Below are 17,651 nucleotides of genomic sequence, written 5' to 3'. Positions count from 1 at the left end.
TGCGGATTTCCATATGCCCCCGATATACCGGGGCTCCGTAGCATCGGGGGCATGCGTGTGCTGATCGTCGAGGACGAACCCGAGATGGCGGAAGGCATCCGCGCGGGCCTGCGCCTGGAGGCGATCGCCGCCGACGTCGCGGGCGACGGCCACGCCGCGCTGGAGCTGCTGAGCGTCAACGGGTACGACATCGCGGTGCTCGACCGCGACATCCCCGGGCCCTCGGGGGACGAGATCGCCCGCCGCGTGGTCGCGTCCGGAAGCGGTATGCCGATCCTCATGCTCACCGCCGCCGACCGGCTCGACGACAAGGCCTCCGGGTTCGAGCTCGGCGCCGACGACTACCTCACCAAGCCCTTCGAGCTGCGCGAGCTCGTGCTCCGGCTCCGGGCGCTCGACCGTCGTCGGGCCCACCACCGCCCGCCCGTGCGGGAGATCGCGGGCCTGCGCCTTGACCCGTTCCGTCGCGAGGTCTACCGCGACGGCCGCTACGTGCCGCTCACGCGCAAGCAGTTCGCCGTGCTGGAGGTCCTCGTCGGCGCGGAGGGCGGCGTCGTCAGCGCCGAGGAGCTGCTCGAACGGGCGTGGGACGAGAACGCGGACCCCTTCACCAACGCCGTGCGCATCACCGTCTCGGCGCTGCGCAAGCGGCTCGGCGAACCGTGGGTGATCGCCACGGTGGCCGGGGTGGGCTACCGCATCGACGTGGCCGAGGACGCCGACCATGGATAGGGCGCCGGACAGGGCGCCCGGCATGAGCGTCCGGCTCAAGCTCACGCTGAGCTACACGGGGTTCCTCATGCTGGCCGGCACCCTCGTGCTCGGCGTCGTGTGGGCGTTCCTGCTGCGGTACTCGCCCCGGGACGGGATCGACTCCCTGCGCGAGCTTCTCAACCCCGGAGTCTTCATCGGTGGGTGGGGGCCGCGGGTGTTCCTGCCGGCCGCCCTCGTGGTGATGGTGTTCCTGCTGGTGTTCGGCCTGGTGGGCGGGTGGTTCCTCGCGGGCCGCATGCTCGCGCCGCTGGCGCAGGTCACCGACGCGGCGCGCCGGGCAGCGGGCGGTTCGCTCGCGCACCGGATCCACCTGCCGGGCCGCCGGGACGAGTTCCGCGAGCTGGCCGACACCTTCGACGCCATGCTCGCCCGGCTGGAGTCGCACGTCGCGGAGCAGCGCCGGTTCGCCGCCAACGCGTCCCACGAGCTGCGCACCCCGCTGGCGATCACCCAGACGTTCCTCGACGTCGCCCGCCGCGACCCGGACGGCGACACCGGCGACCTCGTCGAGCGCCTGCATGCCGTCAACTCCCGGGCGATCGACCTCACCGAGGCCCTGCTCGTGCTCAGCCGGGCCGACCAGCGGTCGTTCACCCCGGAGCGCATCGACCTGTCCCTGTTGGCAGAGGAGGCCACCGAGACGCTCCTGCCGCTGGCAGGACGCCGCGGCGTCACGATCGAGACCTCGGGCGACGTCGCCCCCACCACCGGGTCGCCGACGCTCCTGCTGCAGCTCACGACGAACCTGGTGCACAACGCGATCGTGCACAACCTGCCCGACGGCGCCGCCGAGCCCGGGACGGTCCTGGTCCGCACCACCGCGGGGCCCGGCGGGCCGACGCTCATGGTCGAGAACACGGGCGAGCGGCTCACCGCGGGCCTCGTGGCCACCCTCGCCGAGCCGTTCCAGCGCGGCACCGAACGGGCGCGCGCCCGGCGGTCCGGCGGCGACCACGTGGGCGTCGGCCTGGGCCTCGCCATCGTCCGGAGCATCACCGAGGCGCACGACGGGACCCTCGCCCTCGAACCCCGGGCGGGCGGCGGCCTCCGCGCCACGGTCCGCCTGCCTGCCGGTTGAGCCGGCAGCGCGCCGGCCGGCCGGGCGTCGGCCGGGTCGGTGTCGGCCCGGGCTGGTGTCGGCCGGGCTGCGTCGCAAGACCATGCAGCTGCTGCCGGCGGCGCGCCCCGCGTGGCAGCAGCTGCATGGTCCGACGTCCTCAGGCCTCCTGGGCCGCCGACCAGGCGTAGGCCGCGTCGGCGGCGAGCAGGTCCGCGTGTCGCCCGCGGGCCGCGACGGTCGCGGGGGAGCGGCGGCCTGCCGGCCCGCTCGCCGGCCCGTCCGCCGGCCCGTCCGCCGTCCCGCTCGCCGGCCCGTCCGCCGGTCCGTCCGCAAGGAGCAGCACCTCGTCCGCGACGGCCAGCGGCGTGAGCCGGTGGGTCGCCAGCAGCACCGCTCGGCCGGTCGTGCGAGCGTGTGCCGCGACGGCGTCCACGAGCGCGTCGGCGGTCGCGCCGTCGAGGTGCTCGGCGGGCTCGTCCACGAGCAGCACCCGGGCCGGCGCCAGGAGCGCGCGGGCCACCAGCAGCCGACGGCGCTCGCCGCCCGACACCGCGGCTGCGTCCGTGCCCACCACGGTGTCCAGGCCCGCCGGGAGCGCGGCGAGCCAGTCGCCCAGCCCGACGGCGTCCAGCGCGGCGCGGGCCTCGTCGTGCGTGACGTCGCCCCGCGCGACCCGCAGGTTCTCCAGCACGGTCGTGTCGAACACGTGCCCGTCCTCGGCGACGAACAGGGTCCCGGCACGGTCGTCCTCGGTCAGCGCGGTCGGTAGGTCGTCAGGTGTTCGGTAGTCCGAGCTGCCGATCACCTGACGAGCTGCCGACCTTCCGCCGACCGCCCCGCTGACCGGCGGGATCAGTCCCGCCGCCGTCATCAGCAGCGTCGTCTTGCCCACGCCGGACGGTCCGGCCAGCGCCACGACCGAGCCCGGTTCGAGCGTGAGGGACACCCCCTCGACCGCGGCGACCGGCCGGCCGTCGGCACCGGGCCAGCCCGCGGCGACGTCGTCCAGCACGAGCAGTGCTCCGCCGTCGCCCGCGCGGCCCGCAGCCCCCGGCGTGTCAGACGCACGGATCCCTCGGGTGACCTGTGCGTCTGACACGTCCGGTGAGTCCGGGGGCAGCAGCGCCAGCAGCCGCCGCGCCGCCTCCCGCGACCGGTGCAGCTGGACCGCCGCGGCGGGCAGCCCGGCGGTCGCCTCGAACACGGCGAGCGGTGTCAGCACGATCACCGTCAGCGCCTCGGGCGACAGCGTGCCCGCCAGCGCCGCCGGGATGCCAAACGCCAGCGACGCGAGCACCGCGAGGCCCTGGGCCAGCGCCCCCAGCGCGGCGGCGCGCCCGGAGGTGCGCGCGCCGTCGTCGGCCACGGCGGACAGGCGCGCGTCGGCGGCGTCCAGGTCGGCCAGCCGCGCGCCGAACCGCCCCGCGACCCGCAGCGGCGCCGACTCCTCCAGGAGCTCCAGGGTCAGCGCCGTCACCTCACCGCGGGCGGTAGCGCCCCGGGCCTCGGTCCGGGCGGCGGCACGCGCGGCGAGCCACGGCGTCACGACGCCCGCCAGCACCAGGCAGAACGCCAGCGCCACGCCCGCGGCGGGCAGCAGCACGCCCAGCAGGATCACGGAGCCGAGCGACGTCACCACCGCGACGCCGGCGGGCACCATGGCGCGTACCACGACGTCGCCGACGTCGTCGACGTCCTGCCCGATCCGCGCCAGGAGCTCGCCGCGCCGCACGGTGACCGGCCGGTCGTCCGCGGCGAGCCGCTCGTACAGGTTGGCGCGCAGGGCGGCCATGCCCCGCAGGGCGACGTCGTGCGAGGCGAGGCGCTCGCAGTAGCGCAGCACGCCGCGCCCGATCCCGAAGGCGCGTACCGACACGACCGCCACGGAGAGCGTGAGCACCGGCGGCATCTGCGACGCCCGGGCGACCAGCCAGGCGGCGACGGCGGCGAGCCCGATCGCGCAGGCCAGGGCCAGCACGCCCAGCCCGATCGCGGCGGCGACCTTGCCGGGCCGGACCTCCAGCAGCGGCAGGATGCGCCGCAACGGGTCGGGGCCGGCGCCGGGCGCGGCCGGGCGGGCGAGGTCGTGGGTCAGAGGAGCGGTCATCGTGCCTCCCGGCTCGCGAGGCCGGACGCCGGCCCGGTCGTGTGCTCCGCCGGCCCGGTCCCCGACGGGGCCGGGTCCGCCGCCGAGCGGACGTCGATCACCTGGTCCGCGAGGGCGAGCAAGGACGCCCGGTGCGCGACGACGAGGACGGTCCGGCCGGCGTCTCGCCAGGCGCGGACGGTGTCGAGCACGGCCTGCTCGCCGCGCGCGTCGAGGTGCGCGGTCGGCTCGTCGAGGATCACCAGCGGCCGGGCGGCCGCGTCGTCGAGCAGGGCGGACGTGAGCGCGACGCGCTGGCGCTGCCCCACGGACAACCCCACCCCGCCGAGCCCGACGCGGGTGTCCCACCCGTCGGGCAGCGTGCTGACGACGGCGTCCAGCCCGGTCAGCCGCGCCGCCTCCGCCAGCGCGCGGTCGCCGCCCGCGCCCTCGTCCGCGCCCCCACCCGCGGCACCGCCGAGCCCCGAGGCCCCCTCCAGCACGACGTCGCGCAGCCGACCCGGCGGCAGGGCGGGCCGCTGCGGCACCCAGGTGAGCCCGCCCCACCAGCCCGCGAGCTCGTCGGCGGACGCATCGGCCAGGTCGCGGAACGCGCCGTCGCCGGTGACCAGACCGACCCGCCCGGCATCCGGCGCCAGCAGCCCGAGGATCGTGAGCACGGCGGTCGACTTCCCGGCTCCGCTCGGCCCGCGCAACGCAACGACCGACCCGCCGCCGTCGGCACCGCCGCGCACCCCGGACCCCAGCGGAATCCGCGCCGACAGCCCAGCAGGAGCCACCACCCCCCGCCCGGCAGCCCGCACGGAGACCCCGTCCAGCACCACGGCCGCCACGCCCTCACCCACGCCCACGCCCGCGCCCGCGCGGTCCGCCGCACCGCCGCCACCCACGGCACAGTCAGAACCAGCCCAGCCCTCGCCCCCGCCACCCACCCCCGCGTCGGCATGCCCAGCGCCACCCACCAAGGAAGGTGAGTCACCAGCAGAGGCCGGAGGGCGAGGACGTCCCTGCGCCGCCGTCAAGCCGTAGCGGAGGGAGCGAGGAACGAGCGAGCGTGAGCGAGGCGGCGCAGGGACGTCCTCGCCCTCCGACCGACCGGACCCGAGCGAACCGGACCCGAACGACCTCGAACCAGACGAACCCGACCCGACAAGAGCAAACGCCCGATCGACAGCCGCCACCCCGTCCACGGACGCATGGAACTCAGCCCCGACCCTCCGCAGCGGCAGATAGATCTCCGGAGCCAGCACCAGCACCGCCAACGCCGGCTCCAGCAACATCGCGCCCTCGACGAGCCGCAGCCCGACCCCCACGGCGATGATCGCGACGGACAGCGTGGTGAGCAGCTCCAGCACCATCGAGGACAGGAAGGCGATCCGCAGCGTCCCCATCGTGGCCTTGCGCGAGGCGTCGCCCAGCGCCCGCACCCGTTCGCCCGGCCCGAACGACCGGCCGAAGGCGCGCAGGGTCGGGAGCCCGGCGACCAGGTCGAGCACCTGGGCGCCGAGCCGCTCCACGGTGGCGAGCCGGCGCTCGGAGGTGCCCGCCGTCAGCCGCCCCACCAGCACCATGAAGACGGGCACGAGCGGCAGCGTCACGATCGCGATGACCGCGGAGACCCAGTCCAGGCCGAACACCACGCACACGAGGGCGGGGGTGACGAGCGCCGTCAGCACGAGCTGGGGCACGTACCGCACGAGGTACGGCTCCAGCGCGTCCAGGCCGCGTGTCGCGAGGGTCGCGACCTCGGCCTCGGGGCTCGCTCCGCTCCCGCTGCCCGACGTCGCGGCGGCACCGCCCCTGGCTGCGGCGGCACCGCCGTCCGCCGTCGGCCAGCTTGCCCGCGGGCCGCGCAGCGCCCACGCCTCGACCACGGCGCGACGCAGCTCGGCGATGGTGCGGGCGGCCGCGCGCAGCGCGTACCGCTCCTGGGCCCAGGCGACCGCGGCGCGCCCCGCGACGACGAAGGCCAGCCACGCGACGGACCGCACCAGCTCCGGCCCGGCCGCGCCGTCGCCGCGCACCACCGGCGTCAGGATCGCCGCGATCAGCAGCGCCTGCGCCACGATCAGCACGGCGGCGGCCACGCCGAGCCCGACCGTGAGCGCCACGTACCAGCGGGCCGCGTGCACGTGGCGCAGCAGGCGGGGGTCGAGGGGCTTCATGACGTGATGTTCCCGTACCTGTCCCGGGTCCGGCTCAGAATGCCGACTCCTTGATCTTCTTCCAGGTCAGGCCCACCGGCGCGGGGATGTGGTCCACCGTGAGCCGGCGGCGGAAGACCCAGTAGGTCCAGCCCTGGTACAGGATCACGAGGGGCGTGAGGAACGCGGCCACCCACGTCATGATGGTCAGGGTGTACGGGGTCGAGGACGCCTCGGCGATGGTGAGGGAGTTGCCGCCGTCCAGACCGGGCATGACGTCGGGGTACATGGAGCCGAAGATGAGCACCGCGGCAGCGATGATCGTCACGGCCGACAGGCCGAAGGCCCAGCCCTCGCGCCCCACCCGGTTCGTCAGCACCACGCCGACCAGGGCCAGCGCGGCGACCGCGACGGCGGCCCACGTCCAGGTGGCGGAGAACGCGACCTGCGCCCAGACCGCCCAGCCGCCGGCCACGAGCACCGCGACCAGGGACAGCACGCCGGCCCACCGCCGGGCCCGGGCCCGGATGTCGCCGTCGGTCTTGAGCGCCACGAACACCGACCCGTGCAGCAGGAACAGCACGAGCGTCGTGGCGCCGCCGAGCAGCGAGAACGGGTTGATCAGGGCCCAGAAGCCGCCCACGTACTGGTGCGCCCCGTCGAGCTGGACGCCGCGCACCAGGTTGGCGAACGCGACGCCCCAGAGCACGGCGGGCACCCAGGAGCCCACCTGGATCGCGAGGTCGCAGCGTCGCGACCAGACGGCGTCCGCGATCTTGCCGCGGTACTCGATGGCGACGCCGCGCACGATCAACGCCACCAGGATCAGCAGCAGCGGCAGGTAGAACCCGGAGAACAGGGTGGCGTACCACTCGGGGAACGCCGCGAAGGTGGCGCCGCCCGCGGTGATCAGCCACACCTCGTTGCCGTCCCAGACGGGCCCGATGGTGTTCAGGAGGACCCGCCGTTCCTTCTCCCGGTGCTCGGCCCGGCCGCGCGGGAGCAGGGACATGAGCATCCCCACGCCGAAGTCGAAGCCCTCGAGCACGAGGTACCCGGTCCACAGGATCGCGATGATGAAGAACCACAGGAGTGCGAGGTCCACGGTCACTTCCTTGTCTGAGTCAGGTCAGGTCTTGCGGACAGGGTCAGTAGGCGAAGGAGAGGGGCCGGTCGGAGTCGTCCGAGGCGGCCTCGGGCGACTCGTCGCGGACCGTCGTGGGTACGCCCTCGATCGTGTACCGGTGCATGAGCCGGTACCAGACGAAGGCCAGCACGCCGTAGACCAGGGTGAAGACGATCATCGAGGTGAGCACCATGCCCGGGCTCACCACCTCCGAGACCCCGCGCATGGTGAGCAGGCGGATCTGGTCGATACCGGTGGGGTTCGGGGCCACCACCCAGGGCTGGCGGCCCATCTCCGTGAAGATCCAGCCGAACGACGAGGCGAGGAACGGCGTGGGGATCGCGATGATGCCGATGCGGGCGAGCCACTTGTTGTCGCTGACCCGGCCGCCGCGCGTGAACCAGAGCGCGGCCAGGGCGAGCAGCACGGACCCGGCCGCGAACCCGATCATGAGCCGGAAGCTCCAGTAGGTGACGGCGAGGTTGGGGGTGTACGAGATGGCGTTGCCGGCGTCGTCGGTCTCGCCGTACCGCTCGGAGTACTCCTGCTGCACGTCGTTGACGCCGGGCAGGAAGCTCTCCGGCCCCGAGAAGTGGCCGGTGCCGAGGTAGCTGGCCAGGCCGGGCACCTCCAGGATGTGCCGCACGCCCTCGCAGGAGTTGGACAGGTCGCCGATCGTGAGGATCGAGAAGTTCGCCGCCTCCTCGCCCTCGCAGAGCGCCTCCGCGGACGCCATCTTCCCGGGCTGCTGCTCGAACATCAGCTTGCCCTGGGCGTCGCCCGTCAGCGCCACGCCGACGCCGGCGACCAGCATCACCACTGTGCCGAGGATCACGGCGGGGCGGTACACGTTCCGGGCGAGCTCCACGGACTCCGGCTGCTTGGTCCGTGCGAGGCGCACCATCCACCAGGCGGCGATGCCTGCCACGAACGTCCCGGCCGTCAGGAACGCGGCCGAGACCGCGTGCGGGAAGGCCGCCCACAGCGTGTTGTTGGCGAGGATCGCCCAGATGGACTCCATCTCGGCGCGGCCGGTCTCGGGGTTGAACCGGGCGCCGACGGGGTGCTGCATCCAGGAGTTGGCGGCCAGGATGAAGAAGGCCGAGAGGTTCACCGCGATGGCCACGGCCCAGATGCAGGCCAGGTGCACCTTCTTGTTGAGGCGGTCCCAGCCGAAGATCCACAGGCCGAGGAACGTCGACTCCACGAAGAACGCGGCGAGGGCCTCCATGGCCAGCGGGGCGCCGAACACGTCGCCGACGAACCGGGAGTACTCGCTCCAGTTCATGCCGAACTGGAACTCCTGCACGATGCCCGTCACGACGCCGAGCGCGAAGTTGATCAGGAAGAGCTTGCCGAAGAACTTGGTCAGCCTCAGCCAGCGCTCGTTCCCGGTCCGGACCCAGGCGGTCTGCATGATCGCGACGAGCGGGGCCAGTCCGATCGTGAGCGGGACGAAGATGAAGTGATAGACGGTGGTGATGCCGAACTGCCAGCGTGCCAGGTCGAGAGCTTCCACTCCGGGCTCCTGAGGTGTGTCTCCGAAACGGCTCTTCCCTTGGGACGCTAGGCCTGATCCGCCAGGTCCGCGCGTTGCCGCGGGGTGAATCCGTCGCTTGTGAATGTCTTCACAAGGCACTGTACACGCACTTGGAGCGCAGTTTGGCTCTTTGTTGCCCAAGGCTCAGATGCGGGCGGTGCGGGCATGGTCTCCTGTGCGATACTGGTCGAACCCGCGCAGGCCACATCCCTGCGTGGACTGCAGAGTCCAACACTGCCCGCGATCCGCACGCGGTGCCGCAGTCACGACAGAACGTGGCCGCAGGCGTCCGCGAAGATCGCAGGAACAGGGCCGCAGCCGAGACTTCCGTCCAGATGTGTCGCTTCGCCGCGATGCATCCACCGGACGACCGACCGCCTGGCGGTCCGCATGGTGTGGAGCGGACGCCGGCTACAGGAGCACCTCACGTGACGCCTTCCAGCACCACCGGTTCGACCATCGGGTCACAGGATGATCACGACGCACCTGAGGCGAACGCCCAGGTCACCACTGGTGGGGAGGCTCCGGCGGACGCTGCGCCCGCCAAGCGCCCGCGTCGTCGGGCCACGCGGTCCGTCGTCTCGACGGCGACGAACGTGGAGCCCATCGTCGTCGGCCCGTCCGACGCCCCCGCCGCCCCGGCGGAGAGCCAGCCCGTGACCACGGGCGGCACCGCGGCGGTCGCGACCTCCGCGGCCCCCACGGCCGGTGAGCCCACCAAGCGCCCGCGCCGGCGCGCCACGCGTGGCGTCTCGTCGCCCACCGCGGTCGAGGCGCCTGCCGCTCCCGCGCCCGTCGAGGAGCCGACGGCGGAGCAGCCGGTCGCCGCCGAGCCCGTCGTGGCCGAGGAGATCGCGCCCGCCGAGACGGAGATCACCCCGGAGATCACCCCGGAGGCGACTCCTGCCGCCGAGCCCGAGGCCGTCGTGGCCGCGGAGCCCGAGGCCTCCGCCGAGCCCGAGCCCTCCGCCGAGCCCGAGGCGCCTGCCGAGCAGGCCGCTCCGCTCGACCTCGACCTGCCGGAGCCCGTCGCGGCCGAGCCGGCTGCGACCGAGGCGCCGGCCCGCGGGGTCGCGAGCCTCGACGACATCGTGCTGCCCGGCGGCCCGTCCGCCGAGCCTGCCGCGGCGGAGCAGGCCGCGCCGAAGCGCCGGACCCGCAGGAAGGCCGAGCCGACGGCGGAAGCCGCCACGGCCGAGCCCTCCGCCGAGACCGCGGCGGAGCCCGCACCCGAGGCGGCCCCCCGGCGCAGCCGGTCGCGCCGCAAGCCCGCCGCATCGGAGCAGGCCGTCGAGCAGACGCCGGCGGAGGCCGCCCCCGTCGAGCCGGCCGCCGACGCTCCCGCTGTCGAGGCCCCCGCCGCAGAGGCCCCGGCCGAGCCCGACACCCGGTCCCGCACGCGCCGCGGCGGTCGCCGCCCGGCGTTCGAGCAGCCCGAGGCGCCCGCGCAGCCCGCGACGTCGCCCGCCGCGACGACCGCAGGCACGCGCGTGCCGCGGCTGGCCACCACGGCGCTGCTGTTCCAGGCGCCGGACGACTCGTCGGCGCGTCGTGCGCGCCGTGCGCAGGCCCCCGCCGGGCCGCCGCGTCCGCAGGACCTGACGCCGACGTTCGCCCGTCCGGTCGCCCGCCCCGTCGAGCCCACGCCCGAGCCGGCCGCGCCCGAGCGCCGTGCGCCCCGGACCGAGGCCCCGGCTGCCGAGACGCCGGTCGCTGAGACGCCGGTCGCCGACGCGCCCGCGCAGGCCCCGTCCGAGGCCGCGCCGGAGCCCCGCACCCGCAGGTCCGGTTCGCGCCGGGCCGTGCGCCGTACGGGCGAACCGGCAGCGCAGCCCGCTGCCGAGCCCGCGCCGCAGGCCGGCACGCCGGACCTCGCGCAGGAGAGCACGCAGCCCGACGCCGAGCCCACGGGTGACGCCCCGGCCGAGACGTCCGCCCCGGAGGCGGCCGCCCCCGCCGCCCCGCAGTTCATCGCCGCCGAGCTGAGCGAGGACGACGCGGCGGCGGTCGACGAGGTCGGCGCCATCGAGGAGGAGCTGGTCGCCGAGGGCGTCGAGCTCGAGGAGCTCGCCCCGGCGGACTTCGAGGAGTACGACGACGAGGAGGTGCGCCCGTCGCGCCGCCGTCGTCGCCGGGGTGGCCGCGGCCGCCGTGGCGGCCGCACGCGCTCGGACGACATGGACGACTCGGCGGACGAGGACCAGGACGACGAGTCCGAGGAGGACGCGCAGTCGTCCGCGGACGAGGACGGCGACGCCGAGGACGCCGCAGAGGGTGACGAGAGCGACGGCGAGGGCGAGGGCGGCAGCCGTCGTCGGCGCCGGCGTCGCCGGGGCACCCGCGGCGAGCGGGCCGAGGCCGCGGCCGCCCGTACGAGCCGCAGCGACGAGGTCACCGCGCTCAAGGGCTCGACGCGTCTCGAGGCGAAGCGTCAGCGGCGCCGGGAGGGCCGCGACCACGGCCGTCGTCGCCAGATCATCACCGAGGCCGAGTTCCTGGCCCGCCGCGAGTCGGTGCAGCGGTCGATGATCGTGCGCGAGAAGGACGGCCGCACGCAGATCGCGGTGCTGGAGGACGGCGTGCTCGTGGAGCACTACGTCTCGCAGCAGTCGCAGGCGTCGATGGCCGGCAACGTCTACCTGGGCCGCGTGCAGAACGTGCTGCCGTCCATGGAGGCCGCGTTCGTCGACGTCGGCAAGGGCCGCAACGCCGTGCTGTACGCGGGCGAGGTCAACTGGGACGCGGCGGGCCTGGAGGGTCAGCCGCGCCGCATCGAGCAGGCGCTCAAGTCGGGCGACTCGGTCCTGGTGCAGGTCACCAAGGACCCGATCGGCCACAAGGGCGCCCGGCTCACGAGCCAGGTCACGCTGGCCGGCCGGTACCTGGTGTTCGTGCCGGGCGGCGGCATGACCGGCATCAGCCGCAAGCTGCCCGACACCGAGCGGTCGCGCCTCAAGAAGATCCTCCGGGAGGTCGTGCCCGACGGCGCGGGCGTCATCGTGCGTACCGCCGCCGAGGGGGCCAGCGAGGACGAGCTGCGCGCCGACGTCGAGCGCCTGCAGGGCCAGTGGGACGCCATCCAGGCCAAGTCCAAGAAGGCGAACGCCCCGGCCCTGCTGCAGGGCGAGCCGGACATGGCCATCCGCGTGGTCCGCGACATCTTCAACGACGACTTCTCGTCGCTGGTGGTGCAGGGTGAGGGTGCGTGGGACGAGATCGCGCACTACGTCGAGGAGCTGGCTCCCGACCTGCGCGAGCGCGTGTCCAAATGGGTCGAGAACACCGACGTGTTCACGGTGCACCGCGTGGACGAGCAGCTCGCCAAGGGCATGGACCGCAAGGTCTGGCTGCCCTCGGGCGGCTCGCTGGTCATCGACCGCACCGAGGCGATGACCGTCGTGGACGTCAACACCGGCAAGTTCACCGGTGCGGGCGGCACGCTCGAGGAGACCGTCACGCGGAACAACCTCGAGGCGGCCGAGGAGATCGTGCGGCAGCTCCGCCTGCGCGACATCGGCGGCATCATCGTCATCGACTTCATCGACATGGTGCTGGAGTCCAACCGCGACCTCGTGCTGCGCCGCCTCGTCGAGTGCCTCGGCCGGGACCGCACCAAGCACCAGGTGGCGGAGGTGACCTCGCTGGGCCTGGTCCAGATGACGCGCAAGCGCGTGGGCCAGGGCCTGGTCGAGGCGTTCTCCGAGACCTGCGAGCACTGCAAGGGCCGCGGCTTCATCGTGCACGAGGAGCCGATCGAGAAGCCGGGCTCCGGCGTCGGCCCCGGCGCTGCCGCGGTCGAGGAGAGCCCGCGCGCCGCGCGGTCGCGCCGCAAGCGCGGCAAGGAGGCCAAGGAGAAGGCGGCCCCCGCGCCGGAGCAGACGGCGCCGGTCGCCAGCCTGCCCGAGGAGCGGTCCGAGGCGCGCGAGGCCGTCAAGGCCACGCTCGCCACGATCGCCGCCGCGGCGCAGCACGCGCACGAGACGCAGGACGCGGCGGAGGGCGGGCCGTCCACGCTGGACGAGATCCAGCTGCCCGCCGCGGGGTCCGGTGCGTCGAGCCCCACGTCCGCCGCCTCCGCCGGTTCGCCGGCAACCGCGGACACCTCCGCCTCCGCGGACTCGCCGGCGGATGCCGCGACGTCCGCGAGCGACGCGCCGGAGGGGGGCTCCGGCACTGGGCAGCCGGAACCGCCCAAAGGAGCTGGCGACGAGGTCGCCTGAGCAGAAGAAGGGATTCTGGGCGCGGCTGCTGGGCCGCTGACCTGATCCGGACGAGGGTCGCCACCGCGAGGTGGCGGCCCTCGTTTTTTGTTGCACGCCGCGCCTTTGGTTGCGCGTCGCGCACGTTCTGTGGTTCATTAGTCGAGTAACGAACCAACGAAGCGCGACCGAGACGACGGAGACCGAGATGACAACGATCGCCGCGAGGCCGACCACCCGGCTGGGGTACGTCGACAACCTGCGGATCCTGCTGACCGTGCTGGTCCTGGCCCACCACTGCGCGCTGACCTACGGCGCACTCCCGATCTGGTACTGGACCGAGCCCAGCGAGAGCCTGTCCGGGCTCGCGCTCATGGTGTTCGTGGTCGCGAACCAGTTCTGGTTCATGGGCTTCTTCTTCCTGCTCTCCGGCCTGTTCGTCCCCGGTTCGGTGGACCGCAAGGGGCCGGGCGCGTTCGCCCGCGACCGGCTCGTCCGGCTGGGCGTCCCGCTGGTCGCGTTCTGGCTGCTCGCGCGGCCGGTGCTCTCCCTGCCGGGCTGGCCCGAGCGCCGTGCCCAGGGGGAGTCGTTCCTGCACTTCTGGTTCAGCGTGGGCGACCCCGGCCCGATGTGGTTCGTCGAGGTGCTCCTGGTGATGTCGCTCGCCTACGCGGCGTTCCGCGCACTGCGGGCACGGTCCGCGACCCGCCCGGGCGCCGTGCCGGCTCCGGCCGACGACGCCGCAGACGCGGAACCGGCGCCGGTGGCGCAGCCCCTGACCTTCCGCGCGATCGCCGGGTTCGTCGCGGTCCTGACCGTCGTGACCGTCCTCTGGCGGCTCGCGGTGCCGCTGGGTACGTACTGGGTGGGCGTCGGCCTCCCGACGCCGGCCTACCTGCCGCAGTACGTGCTGCTCTTCGTCGCGGGGCTGTTCGCCGCGCGCCGCGGCTGGCTGACCGCGCTCACCGCGCGGCAGGGCCGGGTCGCGCTGATCGTGGCGCTCGTCGGGGTGGGGCCCGCGCTGGGCATGTCGGCCCTCGCGTCCGCGCCGGAGGCCGGGATCCTCGTGCTGCTCGGCCAGAGCCTCACCGAGAACATCGTCGCCATCGGCGCGGTCGTGGGCCTGCTGGTCCTGTTCCGGGAGCGGTTCTCGAGCCAGCCGGCCTGGGCCCGGTTCGCGGCGCAGCACTCCTTCGCGGTGTACGTCATCCACCCGCTGGTGCTGGTGGGTGTGGCGGTGCTGCTGTCGCCGCTCGTGGCCCCCGCGGGCGTGAAGTTCCTGGTGCTGCTCGCCCTGTCGGTGCCGCTGTGCTGGGGCGTCGCCTACCTGCTGCGGCGCATCCCGGGGGTGGCGCGGGTGCTGTAGGCGGTGGGTGCCGCCCGTCGCACGGGTGCCGTAGGTCGCGGGGGTGCCGTAGGTCGCGGGGCGGTGTCAGCCGTCCCGCGACAGCCGCCCGTAGAAGTCGGCGATCGTCTGCGAGAAGAGCTCGGGGAGCTGGACGTTCCAGGGGTGCCCCGCACGCGGGACGATGCGCAGCTCCGCGTGCGGGATCCCGGCGGCCAGCTCGCGTGCCGCCGGGATGTTGGCGACGTCGCGACTGCCGCACAGGACGAGCGTCGGCGCCTCGATGCTGGGCAGCCCGGCCCGGAAGTCCGTGTCAGCGACCACCCGGAGGGCGCCGAGCCACTGCGCCTTGGTCATCTCCATGCCGGCGGCGGTGCGCTCCGGCAGCATCCGGACGATCGTCCGCTGGATCGCCATGAGCGCCGGGTGCGGCCGCACCTGGCTGCCCGACAGCACGAGGGACGCCACCCGGTCGGGGAAGTCGAGCGCGAGCCGGGTGGCGGTCATCGCGCCGAGCGACAGGCCGCAGACGTGGACCCGTTCGACGCCTCGTTCGTCGAGCAGACGGGACAGTTCGCGAGCGGCGTCCGCCAGCGTGAACGCACCGGGTTCGGCGGCCCGGTCGAGGCCCGGGATGTCGGGCGCCAGCCCGGTCAGTCCGGCCGGCAGACTGCCGAGCTGGGCGGCCCAGGGGTCCTTGCCGGCGCCCAGGCCCGGCAGGAACAGTACGGTGTCGACGTCGGCTGCCATGCCGGACAACGTAACGGAATGCTTGACTGGCGCCCATGAAAGACGGTCTGGGCGCCGGGCGCCTCGAGGTCATCGCCGGCCCGATGTTCGCGGGCAAGTCCGAGGAGCTGCTCCGCCGGGTGCGGCGCGCCCGCATCGCGCGGCGCGAGGTGGCGGTGGTGAGCCACGCGCTGGACGACCGGCGCGGCGTCGGCCGGGTCACGTCGCACTCCGGCCAGGGCGTGCCGTCGCACACGGTGTCGGACGCCGGGGAGATCCCCGGCCTGCTCGGCCCCGGGACCGAGCTCGTCGCCGTCGACGAGGCCCAGTTCTTCGGCGCCGGCCTGGTGCCCGTCGTCTCCGAACTGGCGGACCGCGGGCTCGTGGTGGTCGTCGCGGGGTTGTCCGTCACCTTCGACGCGCAGCCGTTCGCGCCGCTGCCCGAGCTCATGGCGCTGGCCGAGTCCGTGGAGAAGCTCACGGCGGTGTGCTCGGTCTGCGGGGCGGACGCCGCCTTCCACGTCCGGCTGCCCGGCGCGCCACCCGTGCCCGACGCCGGCTCCGCCCGGCCGGACGACGCGCTCGTGCCGGTCGCGGCGCACGTGGGCGGGTCGGAGTCGTACGAGGCCCGCTGCCGGAGGCACGCCGCCGTCGTGCCGTGACGGGCGCGCGCAGCGCCGTCAGACCTTGCGCATCAGCTTGTACTGCGGGCAGTCGAAGGGGTCCCGTGCGGCGAGCCCGACCTTGTTGAGGTAGTTGACGACGATCACGTACGACCGCGCCAGGCTCGTCTCCGTGTAGGGGATGCCGAGGGTGGCGCAGTGCTCCCGGACGATCTCCGCGGTCCGGATGAGGTGCGGGCGCGGCATGCTCGGGAACAGGTGGTGCTCGATCTGGAAGTTGAGCCCGCCCATCAGGATGTTCATGAACCGCCCGCCGCGGATGTTTCGCGAGGTGAGCACCTGCTTGGACAGGAAGTCGATCCGGCTGTCGGCGGGGATGATCGCCATGCCCTTGTGGTTCGGGGCGAACGAGGCGCCCATGTAGACACCGAACACGGCGAGCTGGACACCGAGGAACGCGAAGGCCAGGCCGGGCGGCAGCGCCCAGAACAGGATCGCGACGTAGACGGCGAGGCGCACCGTGATCGTGCCGAGCTCGCGCAGGCGCGAGCGCAGCGTCTCGGGGCTGCCCGTGAACAGCGAGCGGATCGACGTGACGTGCAGGTTCATGCCCTCGAGTGTGAGCAGGGGGAAGAACAGCCAGCCCTGGTAGCGGTTGATCCACCGCTTCAGGCCGCGGTGCTGCCGGACGCCCTCCTCGGTGAACGCGATCGTGTCGTTCTCGATGTCCGGGTCCTTGCCCATCTTGTTGGGGTTGGCGTGGTGCCGGGTGTGCTTGGTCATCCACCACGAGTAGCTGATGCCGACGACGACGTTGGCGATCAATCGGCCCCAGCGGTCGTTGCGGGGGCCTGACTCGAAGACCTGGCGGTGCGAGGCCTCGTGCGCCACGAAGGCGAACTGGGTGAGGACGAGGCCGAGTGCGCCGGCCATCAGGAGCTGGAACCAGGAGTCGCCCAGGAGCACGAACCCGGTGACGATCCCGCCGAGCGCCACGGTGAGCACGGCGAGGGTCCAGGCGTAGTAGTGGTGGGCCCGGCGCAGCAGGCCGGCGTCGCGCACGGTGCGGGCCAGGGACGAGTACGTGCTGGTCACGGGCTGGGCGTTGGGATCGCGGGGTGTGGTCGGACGAAAGCCGTCGCGGACGACGGGGGCCGTTTGGGCCATCTGGACCTCAGCTGCTCGGGTTCGACTTCCCAGCCGTGGAGTTGGACGGTGTCGCCCGTCATGCGGATGGCGTCGAGCCTACGGGGGCGTAGGTTGGCGTCCCAAGGGGCAGTTGTGGACGCATCGCGGAGGATTGAAGACGATGTGTTTACCTTCGCCTGACATTTCGGACGTGGCCGTCAGTCCTCGATCAGGGGTACGAAGCGGTAGCCACCGTGGTCGGTCGCGCGGGTGCGCCCGTCGGGCAGGCGTTCGATGAGGAGCAGCGTCGTCCGGACGGGGATGACCATCCGGCCGCCGATCCCCACCTGCTCCACCAGCGTGCGGGGGAGCGCGGCCGCGGACGCCGACACCAGGATGCGGTCCCAGCCGCCCTCCTGGGGGTGGCCGAGCACACCGGGCGCCGACTGCACGAGCGTCGCCCAGCCCATGCCGGTGCGTCCGACGTTGGCGGAGCCCCACTCGGCGAGCCGGCTGTCGCGCTCGACGCCCAGCACGAAGCCCTGCGGCCCGGTCAGGTAGGCCAGGAGGGCCGTGGTCCAGCCGGAGCCCGCGCCGACGTCGAGCACGCGCGCGCCCAGCGGGACCCGCAGCAGGCGCAGCATGGCGGCCACCGTCGTGGGCTGGGAGGAGGTCTGGCCACGCCCGATCGGCAGCGGCTGGTCCTGGCCGGCGAACGGCCGCTGGGACCGGGGCAGGAAGTCACGGCGGGGTATGGCGCGCATCGCGCGTGCGATGTCGTCGTGCTCGGCGGCCGGCTCGGAAACCATCAGGTATCACCTGAGCCCAGGGTAGGCACACGCGGATCCTGCCCGCCACGTGCTCAGTTCCGGGCCG

The 17,651-nt window shown here is 73.9% G+C and carries 12 protein-coding genes; 5 read left to right on the top strand and 7 right to left on the bottom strand.

Features of this window, described 5'->3' with window-relative positions:
* Positions 1-51: 51 nt before the first annotated feature.
* Positions 52-732, top strand: coding sequence for a response regulator transcription factor (locus ACZ7LE_RS16915; protein ID WP_470404399.1), 681 nt, complete (start codon positions 52-54; stop codon positions 730-732).
* 22 nt (positions 733-754) lie between these two features.
* Entirely contained in the window at positions 755-1,852 is a 1,098-nt protein-coding gene (locus ACZ7LE_RS16910) for a sensor histidine kinase (protein ID WP_470404398.1), read from the top strand.
* A 139-nt stretch (positions 1,853-1,991) separates the two neighbouring features.
* Here the strand turns inward: ACZ7LE_RS16910 and cydC are convergent, their stop codons facing one another.
* Genes cydC through ACZ7LE_RS16890 form a run of 4 tightly spaced genes read right to left on the bottom strand, consistent with a single transcriptional unit; the run spans position 1,992 to position 8,730 of the window.
* Positions 1,992-3,941 carry a thiol reductant ABC exporter subunit CydC gene (gene cydC / locus ACZ7LE_RS16905; RefSeq protein WP_470404397.1) on the bottom strand — a complete coding sequence of 650 codons (1,950 nt, stop codon included), beginning with the start codon at positions 3,939-3,941 and terminating at the stop codon, positions 1,992-1,994.
* Entirely contained in the window at positions 3,938-6,106 is a 2,169-nt protein-coding gene (locus ACZ7LE_RS16900) for an ABC transporter ATP-binding protein/permease (protein WP_470404396.1), read from the bottom strand. The genes cydC and ACZ7LE_RS16900 overlap by 4 nt, the downstream gene beginning before the upstream one ends.
* A 34-nt stretch (positions 6,107-6,140) precedes the next feature.
* The gene (cydB, locus tag ACZ7LE_RS16895; RefSeq protein ID WP_470404395.1) at positions 6,141-7,190 is read right to left on the bottom strand and encodes a cytochrome d ubiquinol oxidase subunit II; all 1,050 of its coding nucleotides are present in this window, start codon (positions 7,188-7,190) and stop codon (positions 6,141-6,143) included.
* Positions 7,191-7,233: 43 nt separating this feature from the next.
* Positions 7,234-8,730, bottom strand: coding sequence for a cytochrome ubiquinol oxidase subunit I (locus ACZ7LE_RS16890; protein WP_470404394.1), 1,497 nt, complete (start codon positions 8,728-8,730; stop codon positions 7,234-7,236).
* 449 nt (positions 8,731-9,179) lie between these two features.
* Here ACZ7LE_RS16890 and ACZ7LE_RS16885 point away from each other — a divergent pair, with 449 nt between their 5' ends.
* Both ACZ7LE_RS16885 and ACZ7LE_RS16880 read left to right on the top strand, forming a co-directional pair.
* Complete coding sequence (locus ACZ7LE_RS16885; RefSeq protein WP_470404393.1) at positions 9,180-12,971, top strand: Rne/Rng family ribonuclease; 3,792 nt, start codon at positions 9,180-9,182, stop codon at positions 12,969-12,971.
* Between the two features lie 187 nt (positions 12,972-13,158).
* Positions 13,159-14,316 carry an acyltransferase family protein gene (locus tag ACZ7LE_RS16880; RefSeq protein WP_470404392.1) on the top strand — a complete coding sequence of 386 codons (1,158 nt, stop codon included), beginning with the start codon at positions 13,159-13,161 and terminating at the stop codon, positions 14,314-14,316.
* Between the two features lie 66 nt (positions 14,317-14,382).
* Here the strand turns inward: ACZ7LE_RS16880 and ACZ7LE_RS16875 are convergent, their stop codons facing one another.
* Positions 14,383-15,045: an alpha/beta fold hydrolase gene (locus tag ACZ7LE_RS16875; protein WP_470404391.1), complete on the bottom strand. Its 663-nt coding sequence runs from the start codon at positions 15,043-15,045 to the stop codon at positions 14,383-14,385.
* A gap of 35 nt (positions 15,046-15,080) precedes the next feature.
* Between ACZ7LE_RS16875 and ACZ7LE_RS16870 the strand changes: the two genes are divergently transcribed.
* Complete coding sequence (locus ACZ7LE_RS16870) at positions 15,081-15,686, top strand: thymidine kinase (protein WP_470404390.1); 606 nt, start codon at positions 15,081-15,083, stop codon at positions 15,684-15,686.
* Between the two features lie 18 nt (positions 15,687-15,704).
* On the opposite strand, the gene ACZ7LE_RS16865 is transcribed toward ACZ7LE_RS16870, so the two are convergent.
* Complete coding sequence (locus ACZ7LE_RS16865; protein ID WP_470404389.1) at positions 15,705-16,814, bottom strand: fatty acid desaturase family protein; 1,110 nt, start codon at positions 16,812-16,814, stop codon at positions 15,705-15,707.
* Positions 16,815-16,993: 179 nt separating this feature from the next.
* Entirely contained in the window at positions 16,994-17,584 is a 591-nt protein-coding gene (locus ACZ7LE_RS16860) for a protein-L-isoaspartate O-methyltransferase (protein ID WP_397398734.1), read from the bottom strand.
* Positions 17,585-17,651: the final 67 nt, after the last annotated feature.

The organism is Promicromonospora sp. NPDC110617 (assembly GCF_055598465.1).
This window is presented reverse-complemented; position numbering and strand designations above follow the sequence as displayed.